Genomic DNA, 12,826 nt, shown 5'->3' on the forward strand with positions numbered 1-12,826 from the left:
ATTGTATGAAAAGAAAGCTACTCTTTGCTACATTTTTATTAGTTTTTTTTAATAGTGTTTTTGCTCAACAGTTTCCAGTTAGCATTATTCCAAGAGTAAAAGCACCAGCACCAGTTAATTTTTATAATTATGCAGATGATACTAGTTTAAATAGCCCTATAACGGTTCAAATTTTTTTAAATGATTTAACTATACCAAGTCGTCAAATAAGATTAAAAACGTATTTCGAAGGAGGTAACATACGTTTTTCAAGTAAGGACTTTGTAGTTGGAGCACAAGACTTGTTTTTAGAAGGAGGAATACCCTTAACATTAAGAAATACAGAACTAGCACCATATTATAGACTTGAAAATATACAAGGAATAAGCTCTTCTGTTTATGGACAAACAATACCTGAAGGAAGTTATAATTTTTGTTTTGAGGTGTACGATTACATTTCAGGAGCAAAACTATCAGCAAAAAAATGTGCTACCGTATTTATATTTAAAAATGAACCACCAATATTAAATATTCCTTTAACAGGAAGTAATATTGAACCCACAGATTTTGAAAACATTATTTTTCAATGGACACCTCGTCATATCAATGTTAGCAATGTAGAGTATGAGTTTAGTATTGTTGAAGTTTGGGATAACTCAGTAAACCCTCAAACAGCATTTTTATCACAACTTCCTATTCATCAGGAAACAACTAGAAGAACAACCTTAATTTATGGGCCAGATAAGCCTTTACTATTACCTGGGAGAAAATATGCTTGGAGAGTAAGAGCCAAAGCGCTACAAGGCTTAGAAGAAATAGGATTGTTCAAAAACCAAGGATACAGTGAGGTTTTCTGGTTTTCAAGAACAGTACCGTGTCAGGTACCAGAAGGGATATCAGCAGAAGCTAAAGGAACTTCAAAAATCAATGTTTTCTGGGAACAAGACCCAACAGTTTTTTCAGAATATATCATAGCATATAGAGAAAATGGAAAGACGAATGCTAGTTGGTTTACTAAAAGAACAAACAGTAGTTGGGCAACTATATGGAACTTAAAACCTGGAACTACTTATGAATATAAAGTAAAGGGAAAATGTAGCTATCAGTTTAGTGACTATTCTGAATTACAATACGTAACAACAGATTTGATACAAAATGAAGATGCTAATTATAATTGTGGAATAGTTCCTGATGAAATTGCCATTTCTAATAGAAATCCACATGCAGGTTTAACTATAGGAGATGAGGTTACTGCAGGAGATTTTAAAGTGATTATAACAGAAATTCAAAGCCAATCTAATGGAAGAATTTCAGGAAAAGGTTATGTAGCTATTCCATATTTAAAGTTTGCTAAGTTCGGTGTAACTTTCTCAAATATTTTAATAAACACAGCTAATCAATTAGCAGAAGGAGAAATAGTAACGTTGTATGATCCAGAATTTGGCAAGGGAGCATCGGCTGATGTGGATGTAGATGTGGATATTTCTGATGGAATTAATGGAGACGATGGAGTTAAGGACGATTTAGTAGAAGTTGATTTTGTAATAGATGAAGTAAAAATAGATGCAAATGGAGCTATCGTCGTAACTGGAACAAATGGAGAAGAAGCCATCATACCGGGTGATGATGATATAAGTATAAAAAGCGCAAATGGAGATGTGTGGTCGGTAGGAGAAGATGGGACTGTTACAAAAGAAGAAGGAGCAGAAGGAGGAGCTGTTGCAGACAATACAACAAATGGTATTGATGAAGAAGGCAATGTAAATGCAATAACAGCAGCAGGGGTTACAGTTGTTTTTCAAGAATCTGGTGATTATTATTTTGATGCATTACCAGAAAATACTTCTGTAACTTTTGAAAAAGAATACAAAATTTTAGAAGCAAATGGTACAAAGTATAAAGTACCTTATAAAGCAATATCAGATATACAAGGCGAAGATTTTATTACAGCTAAAGTTACTATCAACGATGCTAGTATTTCAAAAGATGATATCATTTTTAAAACAAAGGATGGGGCAAAAGTAGAGGTTAACTGGAATAATAACAGTACAGAAGCAACATTAAAATTAAAAAGAAAGTTTGATTATGCAGATGAAGAGATTTTTGCGGTTGTAAAGTCTAAAGAGAATAATGAAAAATATGATATAGCAGGTAGTTTAATAACAACACACTTAGCATCTAAAGAATTAGAACCTATAAATGTAACCTTAATACCAGTAGGAGATGGTGTTGTAATTAACGATGCTTTAAAAGAAAAAACAGCAGAAATATATAGCAAAGCAGGGGTTCGATTAAATGTTCAAATAGGACAAAGTATTTTGCCAGATGAGGTGTATGGTTGGGATAAAGATGGAAACAAAAGATTAAAAGTAGGAGACAGTTCTATATTATCACATTATACGGATGAACAATTGATGTTTAATAACTATGTTAAACAACAAGAGTATTACACAGATAAAACATATTATGTTTTTGTTACGAATATATCTATAACTAACGCCAATGTATCAGGTTTTATGCCATTGAAAAGGCAGTTTGGTTTTGTGTTCACTCAAAATGCGACTACAGTAACAAAACAATCTAGAACCTTAGCACACGAATTAGGGCACGGAATTTTTGGATTAGAACATACTTGGGATGAGTACCAATTTGGACAAGGAGCTACTAACTTCTTAATGGATTATGGTAGCGGAACAGTTTTAAACCATTTAGATTGGAAAAAAATGCACGCTCCGGGTGTGCAATTGTATTGGTTCCAAGGAGATGAAGATGGAGAGTATATTCATACTGGTATAGACTACAATGCTTTAATGAGTTGGTTGAAAGTAAATAAAGGAAAAAAAGAAGTAGAGTATAACCCTAATCTTTTTCTTACAGATTCAACCATATCAATACTAGGAGATAAAATACCAATATCAGTTCAATTTCAAATAGGAAATCGTAAACTGAAATTATGGGGTAGCTTATCTTCAGAAAAAGGAATTGTAGATGTCTCTAATATTGAAAGGTATTTAGATTTAGAAATAAATGAAAAGCATACTTATACAGATAAAATTAATTATATAAATGGAGAAACACATTCTAGAAAAGATGCGATTCGTTTAACTATTAGAGATGTTAAGGATTATGTAGAGTATTCAGAGTATGTAGGTATTGGGTTAAATAAGAACTACATATTAGAAAAGTTTAATAAGGAATTTGAAAAAGCCGGAGAAGATTGTAATAAACTAGATTTTTTATATGAACATGCACCTAATTTTGTAATTGACGAAAGAAAAACAGAACACTGGAGTGATCTTATATCACTCGCTTCTTGCTCAATTAATGAAGGTGGATCAGATGAAGAAAAAGCAGTAATAAAATTAATAGATGCTATAGGTAGAGACAATTCTCAAAAACTTTTAGATGGATTGCTAACTCATAAAGTAGATGACAAGAAGTTGTTCAAAGTGCTTTATGAGAAAATTGATAACTACGGAGGAGAAGACAATTTCACCAAATTTATTCAAATAGTTTATAAAAATTGGTTACAGAGTAATTATGCTAATCTTGAAACAGAGCTGTTTATTCCGTATAATTCTCAGAAAACATTAGGCTTTTATACCGATGATTTTGGTGTTTTTTTTAAAACTAATGAAGATGAGATTTTTATCACCTCAAAGTATAATAGTGTAAGTTATAAGGTAGTAGGGTCATTTGGTTTTTATAGTAAGTTAAATATCCTTAATACAGGACAAACAGTAGAAGGTTTGAAAATTCCTTCAGAAGAAATCCCTGCATTTTACTTAAAAGCTATAAAAGAAGTAAATCAAACAGCTAATTTAGAAACAGCATTTAATCTAACCTTTGATGCAGTAACGACTGTTTCTGGTGTAGGGAATTTAGTTAAACTTAGACATTTAAGGCATTTATCTAAAGGAGCAAAAACGGTTAAATATACAGTTGCAGGGGCAGAGATATCAGCGGGAGTTTTAAATGCAATGCTCACGTTGTCTGATTGTAAAACAGAGTTTTGTAATAAATTAAGAACACATTTGTTCTGGTTAGAAATGGGGTCTTTAGGATTAGACATTTTTACTGAACAAATGATAAAGAAAACAGCTAAAGAAGCCTACGAAAAAGCTGATGAAACAATTGATGTTAATGTTAGAGAGGAGTTGGCAAGAGTGGCTGGAGTTCAGGTAGGTATTGCAGATAAAGTTAAACAGCTCTTCAGAGGTAATATTAATTTAACAGGAGATAAAATTGGAGCTGTAAAAGGATATATTAATACCAATGATAATTATATTGATATAATTGTACATTCAGATAATACGGGAGATAACTTTTCAGTGATTATTGAGTTAGGTGGAAAGACAGAAAATATAACACTTACTGCAGCTGAATTTGGTCAAGCACTTACATCAATACCATCTAATAAAACTATTCGATTACTAAGCTGTAATAACTCATCTAGTGCTAGTGAGATAGCTAAAGTATTAGATAGAGATATAATTGGATCAACAGGAGAAATGAAAATTTACAGTAATAATGTAATAGAAGCAGATAATTGGTATGTAGCAAGATCAAATGGAAAGGTAGAAGATATTGACATGAGCTCTGCAACTCCATCAGGAGATTTTATAATTCTAAAACAAAAGTTTGTTGATAATTTGTCACCTGAGGTGATAACCAGTTTAAAGAAGGTTCTTGGAAATCAGTATGATGAGTTTATTGATATGCTAACAAGAAGTAAGTTACCAGGTACATGGACAATCAAGAACGTAGAGGGAAAGCTTACTGTTATAGATAGGAATGGTACAGTTTGGGCGGAAATTTCTGAAGGAATTATTAAAGCTAAAATAGGAGGAACAGGTGATGGATGGAATCATTTATTAAATGTAGATCCTCCTCTAATGAAAAATTTCAGGTATGAAGTTGATGGGGGAAAATTTGTGTTTGAAACAGATCAGTTTGGAAGGGTTTCAAAAGCTATTATGGATCCTGTAGAAATTAATAAAAATATTAAAAGGAATGAAGAGTTTCAAGCAAGAGCAAAAGAGGTAAAAGACGGATCAACAGTAAATGTAGATGATGGTGGTCATATATTTAGAAATGAATGGGGAGGACCAAGTGAACAGATTAATTATTTCTCTCAAAATGCCTCTGAAAATAGAACTGGTGAATGGTATAAAATGGAGGATAAAATTTCGAAAATGTTAAAGTCAGATACCCCGCCTAATGTTAAAATAGAAATGGAATTTAATTTTACTGGAGGTTCTAAAAGACCTGACTCTATTGATGTAATTGTCAAAGTTGATGGAAAAATAGATACACAGTTATCTAGAAGTTACGATAACCCTCTCTAAAAAATAAAATAAAATGAAAAACAATTTTTTAGACCTAATAAAAAATGGTTTTAATGGTTTAGATTGGAAATCAATTAAAGTCATATTTGATGTTACTAACGGGAGTATTGGTTATGAATCTATTCAATACGTAACATCTCAAAATCAAATAGAAGAGCATTGGATACCGTTTAAAAAAATAAAAGAAGTTATAGATTTTATCAGAGAATTATATAATTCTAAAAAAGAAACTAATGAGAAGTTTAATAAAGTTGAAGTTAATTTTATTTTAAATGGAAAAAGTACAGTACGATATTATTTAGATGATGTTGAAGAATTAAAAAATAAAATAGATACAGCAAATGTGTTTTTCCAGTGGTTAAATGAGACAATGATGAATCGTATTTTCGAGTATGAAAAAGAAAACAACTTATTAATTTCAAACTATGATGAGGATGGAGACTTTATAGATTATAAAGAATCATGGGATTCAGGTGTGTTTACATTTAAAATAGTTAATAAGACTGTAGATTACTCTATAAAATTGACAAAAGATAATGTTTCTAGAAACCTATCAATGCCTTTACCAGAGTATTTGATTAAAGGACTTTTAGAGCATTATCAAATAACGAATAAAGAACTAAAAGAAGAATGGAAACCTTGGAATAAATTAGTAATTAACTCTCTACATAACTCTATTCCTTATGAAGAATGGGAGCAATATGTATTTTATACTTATGAAGAAATTTAATTAATATGATATTGTAAAGAAAAGAAGAAAAAACAATTAACCAACCAAACTAAATGAATAAAAAATTACCCCTAAGTTTTTTAATACTATTATTTATAAGTGTTTCGTTGTTCGCCACACCAAACTTTACAGAGCGAGACAGCACAGCTGTAACAAATAAGTATGTTGATAAAACGAACTTAATAGCAAAAAGTAAAACACTTCGTAACTTTTCTTCGCTTGATAAATTTGATGAGATAGAAGAAGCTTTAAAACCAGAAATACAACAACGGTTTACACAGCAAGGCTTTCAGTTTAATACAGCTGATTCACTAATCAATAAAAAGTGGTTAGATATGGCTACCAATACATTTAAAAGTATTGAAGAGTCAGAAAACTATATCGATGTTTTAACAAAAGACGGATTAAGTCAGCTTCCTGTAGCAATTAAACCTGTTAGCATTAGTAATGTAAAATATACAGTAGGAATAGCAAAAGCCGTATTTAAACCAGCGTATTCAGAACTAACAGTTTTTTTAAAAGTAGAGCTACCTAATACAAATCCTGATAGGGGAGAACAGGTATTAATTTTAGGAGCTTCCAATGTAAAGTTATCTCATGAAGGAGGAATTATAGGAGATGCGAGACTACATTTAATATCGCAATTTACAGTTAATTTCAATAGTGGAACATTACTACTTACCTTAAATGGAAGTATGGAAGAACCAGGAACCTATGCAATTATTGATTGCTCTGGTTTTAAAGAAATGGGCTTAGATGCAAATGTAAAATTTGCCAATGGCTTATTACACCCTGTTGATGAAAAAGGGAAAAAGAAAATAGGATATGTAGAAGCAAATTTTAAAACCTCGATTTCTGATTGGAATGATATGGTTGTGAATATATCGTTACCTGAATTCGGAATTAAAGGTATAGAAGGAACTACGTTCAAACTAAATACAGCCGTATTTGATTTTAGTGATTTAAGAAATGATGAAGCAACTCCAAAGGCTTACCTAGATAAGTTTTATAGTACGGAGCCGAATTTGTGGAGAGGAGTATATGTAAAATCACTTCAAGTTATTTTACCACCTGAGTTTAAAAAGAAAAATGAAGATAAAAGAGTTGCTTTTGGTGCTACAGATTTAATTATAGATGGACAAGGAGTAACAGGTAAGTTTACAGGAGAAAATGTAATCGATTTAAATGAAGGGACTGCCTCAGGGTGGGATTTTTCATTAGACTACTTTTTGTTAGATATAGAAACAAATCATTTAAGAGCAGGAGAGTTTGATGGAAAACTAGTACTTCCAGTTTCTCAATTAGATAGTTTACAATACAATGCAGTTTTTCAACCAGGAGAATATAAATTGGCTGTAAAAACTGAAAAAGATATCAAGTTTAATGTTTGGAAGGCAAATGTTCATTTGACCAAGGATTCTTATGTAGAGATGAAGGTTAAAGATGGAGAGTTTAGACCAAAAGCAAACTTAAACGGATCAATGAGTCTTGCATCTGGATTAAAAAAGGATGAAAAAGAATCTAATGACACATCAAAAAGTATCATAAATTTTAAGGGAATAACATTCCAAAAAATGGTATTACAAACTGAATCTCCTAAGTTTTCAGTCGATTATTTTGGTGTTAAAGGAAAGTTGCAATTGGCTAATTTCCCTATAGTAATTAATGAAATAGGTTTAAGAACTCCTGCAGATAATAAAGCAGAATTAGTTTTTGATTTTGCAGTGAATTTAACATCAGAGTCAGATGGAGGAAATGGAGGAGCTTCAAAATTAGCTTTTAAAGCTAAAATGGATGATTCCGGAAACAAATGGAAGTTTGATGGAGTAAGATTAGAACACTTATATATAAAAATGGACGTTGCCGGTATGCAGTTAAAAGGGGCAATTTTCATTTTTGAAGATGATCCAACTTACGGAACTGGATTTGCAGGTGCAGTTGGAGCTAAGTTTTCTACAGGAATAAAGTTAGAAGTAGAAGCAAAAGCGCTTTTTGGAAGAACAGAATCCTTTAGATATTGGTATGCGGACGCCAAAGTAACACTGCCACAAGGAATTCCAATTTTCCCTGGTTTTGCATTGAATGCTTTTGGAGGAGGTTTCTACAATAAAATGCGTATGGCAGGTAATTCAAATGCGCAAGATGCTGCTTTTACAGAAATTGGAGCTTCAACTTCAGGAGTAATCTACGAACCATATGAGCAAAACTCATTTGGAATGAAAGCGTCTGTAGGAATCATTACTCAAAATTCAGAAGAACTTTTTCATGCTACCGTAGAGTTTGGTATGGCATTTAGAAAGTCAGGAGGACTACAAGAAATATACATGAAAGGTTTTGGTGAACTAATAGCCTCTTTACCAGGGGACTTTTTCGATACAGTAAATAGTAACTTGTCTAGCATTGCAGTGGTAGGAGGACAAGGAATTCCAGCACAAAGTCCAACAGCAGCTATTTCAGCAAATGTTTTTATTGGTTTTGATTTTGTGAATGATATTTTCCACTCTACATCTGAAGTATATATAAATTTCGGAGTTTTAAAAGGAGTAGGTCCTTCTGGTAGAGCGGGATGGCTAGATTTTTATGTAGCTCCAGATGAATGGCACATGCTCGTTGGAACTCCAGAAGATAGAGTAGGAGTAAAAATAGACTTAGGAATTCTAAAAATAAAAATGGATAGTTACTTCATGACAGGAGAAAACTTACCAGGAAGTCCGCCACCACCACCAATTGTTGCAGATATTTTAGGAGTTGATGTTGCTGAGCTCAATTATATGAGAGATGCTAATATGTTGGAATCTGGAAAAGGTTTAGCTTTTGGATCTAGCATGAGTGTTTCTACAGGAGATTTGAAGTTTTTAATCTTCTATGCTCGATTTGATGCAGGAATAGGTTTTGATATTATGTTAAAAGACTATGGAGAAGCTTATTGTAAAGGATCTTCAGAAGTTATAGGAATGAATGGTTGGTACGCTAATGGACAAGCGTATGCTTATTTACAAGGAGTTTTAGGTGTAAAATTTAAACTCTTTGGGATAAAAAAGAAACTACCTATTATAGCAGGAGGAGGAGCTGTATTATTACAAGCAAGATTGCCAAATCCAGCATGGTTTAGAGGATATTTAGCAGGAAAATATAACTTGTTAGGAGGTCTAATTAAAGGGAGATTTAGGTTTAAAATTGAGTTTGGAGACAAATGTGAAATAGTGGGGGGAAGCCCTATAGATGGTATTGTCGTAATTAGCGACTTAACACCAAAAGAAGGAAGTACAGATATAGATGTGTTTGCAGCTCCCCAGGCAGTATTCAATTTACAGATTAATAAAATTTTTGAAATTCCTGATGATACAGGAGATAGAAAGTATAAAATTTTATTAGATGATTTTTCCGTAACAAAAGATGGACAAAATATTGTAGGAGAAATAAAATGGAATGATAGAAATGATGTAGCAGTATTTTATTCACATGAAATTTTACCACCACATGCTCAATTAAAAGCTAAAGTTCAATTACACTTTGAAGAATACAAAGGAGGAAGCTGGCAAAAAATAAAATCAGGAGGTAAGGTAGCTACAGAAGTAAAAGAAGTAAACTTTACAACAGGAGAAGCACCAGAAACAATACCATTAACAAATATAGATTATATGTACCCTGTACTAGGGCAAAAAAACTTCTTTATTGATGAGTATAGCACAGCTTATGTAAAATTAAAAAGAGGTCAAACATACTTGTTTGAAGCTGCGCCAGATTGGAAAAAAGAAATGATAATGACCAGTGCATCTGGTGAAAATTTATACAAACAATTCACATATAACTCTGCTAAAAAGCAGTTAGTTTATTCGCTGCCAGTAAATCAAATGCAAACACAAACACAATATGATGTAAGCTTAAAACTAACATCAGAAGCAAGTGATTTAGATGATAATGTATCAGAAACATATACTTCTAAAAATATAGGAGGTAGTTCTGAAAATACAGTTGAAGTAAAATCAAGGAAAGCAGAAGGAAATGTAAGCAAAGAAGGAGAGAAAGAATTGTTAGTCTATAATTTTAGAACAAGTAAGTACGAAACATTCAGCGGTAAAATGCGAGATATGAATAAGAATAAAGATTTATATCAACACATTGTTTATCCTTATGGATTAACATTATTATCAAGTATTGACTACCAAGAAGCATTTGATTTGGCAGAGTTGAGAGGAAATGAGTATACAGGATATCAACCCTTAGTTGTATCAAGAGCAACTTTAGATGATAGTTACTATAGAAATCAGATTTATCCATTAATCTATAATAACTATCCATACGAAGGAAGTATTTCGGTAAGTAGAGAAATTGATGAAGTAGGAGTACCACCAGTAGAAGGAGTGGAACCGATGACTTGGTATGTAACTTATTTAGAAAATAATTATTCGGGAGAAATAAATTTATACAACCCGTACAGATATAATCTCACGTATTATTATTTAGAAGATTACGAAGATTTAAGATATCAATTAGTTAATTCAAATATTAACTGGAATGCAAAGTCACAGTATATAAAATTAATTACAGAAGCTTTTCCTTACATGCGTCAAGGAAAATATAAAGCAACGTTACAATACGTATTACCAGGTCAGGTAAAAAAGAGCAGAATAAATTCATTAAAATATTTAAACCCATTAAATGATTAAGAAGAAAAGTACACCTATCATCTTTATGCTTCTGATGTTGGGTATTACAATAAAAACCTATGCCCAAAAAGAAATAGGTAATATTAAAGCAGAAGTAAAAGCAATAGCAACAGTATCTGAAAATAAAATATTACTACGTTGGGGAGTAACAACTCCAACAGCTTGGAAATATGCTAATAAATACGGTTATATAATTGAAAGAAAAACAATAGCGGTAGATAAAGAAATACTGACGAAACCTGTAATAAAACAATTAATTCCCATTCCTTTAAAACCTTATCCAATGATGGAATGGAAAGAGTTTTCGGAAGAAAACAATTACGCAGCATTAGCTGCACAAGCATTATATGGAGAGGAGTTCGATGTAGAAATGAACGAAGGAGGAGATGGATTACTGAGTATTATAAATAAGGCACAAGTAATAGAACAGAGATTTACTTTTGCTTTGTATGCAGCCGATCAAGATTTTAAAGTAGCAAAATTTTCAGGATTGGCTTTTGTCGACAATACTGTAAAACCAACAGAACGTTATTTATATACTATACGAGTAGCTTTGCCAGAAGAGAAGAAAGATTTGATCAAAGCAGGGGGAGTATATTTAGGATTACTAGATAAAAAAACGCTACCTGAGCCACAAGAATTTGTTGGGGTCTTTAAAGATAAAACAGTTATTCTAAGTTGGAATCAAGTAATCTTAAAAAAGTACTATACTAATTACATTATTGAAAAATCGGAGGATGAAGGAAAAACTTTTAAAAAACTACGAGGAACACCAGTAGCAACTTTAGGAGAAAAAGAAAAGAATCCATCAAATAGAATGATGTATATAGATAGTCTTTCACAAAACAACAAAACCTATTCTTATAGAATTAAAGGAATATCTCCTTTTGGTATTGAAGGACCTTATTCAAAAATTGTTTCAGGTAAAGGAATAAAACCATTAACACACACACCATTTATTACAGATGTAAAACTGAATAGTCAAGGAGGAGTTTTAAGTTGGGAATTTCCTTCTGAAGGAATTAGAACACTTAGTAAATTTAAACTAGTAAGATCTAATACACCAAAAGGTAAGTTTCTTACTGTAATAGATAATATATCAAAAAACAAAAGATCTATTAAGATAGAAAACTTACAAGCCATAAACTATTATAAAATTGTGGCTGTAGGTAACAATGGAGGCACCCGAGAATCGTTTCCAAAAATGGTACAACCAGATGATAGTACTCCTCCAGCAGTACCAACTATGTTAAACGGAACTATAGACTCCCTTGGAGTAGTAAGATTACAATGGAAACAAAATACAGAGATAGATTTTTTAGGGTATAGAGTATTTAAAGCGAATTTAAAAACAGATGAATTTACTCAAATGACTTTTGAGCCAATACCTAATAGCACCTTTATTGATACGGTAAACATAAAGATACTAAATAAAAAGATTTATTATAAGGTCCAAGCTTTTGATAAAAGATATAATCCATCAGAATTTTCTGAAGTTTTAGAGTTAAATAGACCAGATATAGTACCTCCAACTGCACCCGTTTTCACTTCTTTTAAATCAGATAAAGGTAGAGTTGAAATAGAGTGGATATCAAGTACTAGTAATGATGCTCAATCTACCGTAATTTATAGAAAAGAAAAGGGAGTAAAAGAGCCATGGCAAATGTTAAAGAGTTTACCATTATTACAAAACAAGTTTATAGATGAAACAGGAATTGTAGGAAAAACGTATTTGTATACAGCTTTGACTATAGATGAATCAGGGCTTGAATCAGAACCTATAGTACCTTTAAAAATAACAGTTTTAGACAATTCACCTAAACCAAGTATAGAAAAATTTACAGGATACGTAAATAGAGAAGAGAGATATATTGAGTTAAAGTGGAATTACAAAGAAACAAAGGTTAAGGAGTTTGTTTTGTACAAAGCTGAAGAGGAGAAAAAGCCAACGATGTATAAAGTTTTTAAAGTAGATACTAATAAGTTTAAAGATAGAAACTTATTAATAAACACAAAATATACATTTTTAATTCAAGCAATTTTTGAGTCAGGAGCTAAATCTCCGCTTAATAAAATTGAAATAAACTATTAAAAGGAAG

General features: G+C 31.8%; 4 protein-coding genes. All 4 read left to right on the plus strand.

Annotated features, from left to right (window positions below; translation table 11 throughout):
* Positions 1–5: 5 nt before the first annotated feature.
* Genes D6T69_RS08270 through D6T69_RS08285 form a run of 4 tightly spaced genes read left to right on the plus strand, consistent with a single transcriptional unit; the run spans position 6 to position 12,819 of the window.
* Positions 6–5,327, plus strand: coding sequence for a DNA/RNA non-specific endonuclease (locus D6T69_RS08270; RefSeq protein WP_125067296.1), 5,322 nt, complete (start codon positions 6–8; stop codon positions 5,325–5,327).
* A gap of 13 nt (positions 5,328–5,340) precedes the next feature.
* Positions 5,341–6,057: a hypothetical protein gene (locus D6T69_RS08275; protein WP_125067297.1), complete on the plus strand. Its 717-nt coding sequence runs from the start codon at positions 5,341–5,343 to the stop codon at positions 6,055–6,057.
* Between the two features lie 53 nt (positions 6,058–6,110).
* A complete protein-coding gene (locus tag D6T69_RS08280; protein WP_125067298.1) occupies positions 6,111–10,727 on the plus strand; it encodes a hypothetical protein in 4,617 nt (1,538 codons plus the stop codon).
* On the plus strand, positions 10,720–12,819 hold the full coding sequence (locus D6T69_RS08285) for a fibronectin type III domain-containing protein (protein WP_125067299.1): 2,100 nt from the start codon (positions 10,720–10,722) through the stop codon (positions 12,817–12,819). The genes D6T69_RS08280 and D6T69_RS08285 overlap by 8 nt, the downstream gene beginning before the upstream one ends.
* Positions 12,820–12,826 lie beyond the last annotated feature (7 nt).

It is taken from the genome of Tenacibaculum singaporense (assembly GCF_003867015.1).
Classification (GTDB): domain Bacteria; phylum Bacteroidota; class Bacteroidia; order Flavobacteriales; family Flavobacteriaceae; genus Polaribacter; species Polaribacter singaporensis.

What these genes read in the sequence shown, in the direction of transcription:
- D6T69_RS08270 (WP_125067296.1), top strand. Translation starts at nt 6, where the DNA reads ATGAAAAGAAAGCTACTCTTTGCTACATTTTTATTAGTTTTTTTTAAT.
- D6T69_RS08275 (WP_125067297.1), top strand. Translation starts at nt 5,341, where the DNA reads ATGAAAAACAATTTTTTAGACCTAATAAAAAATGGTTTTAATGGTTTA.
- D6T69_RS08280 (WP_125067298.1), top strand. Translation starts at nt 6,111, where the DNA reads ATGAATAAAAAATTACCCCTAAGTTTTTTAATACTATTATTTATAAGT.
- D6T69_RS08285 (WP_125067299.1), top strand. Translation starts at nt 10,720, where the DNA reads ATGATTAAGAAGAAAAGTACACCTATCATCTTTATGCTTCTGATGTTG.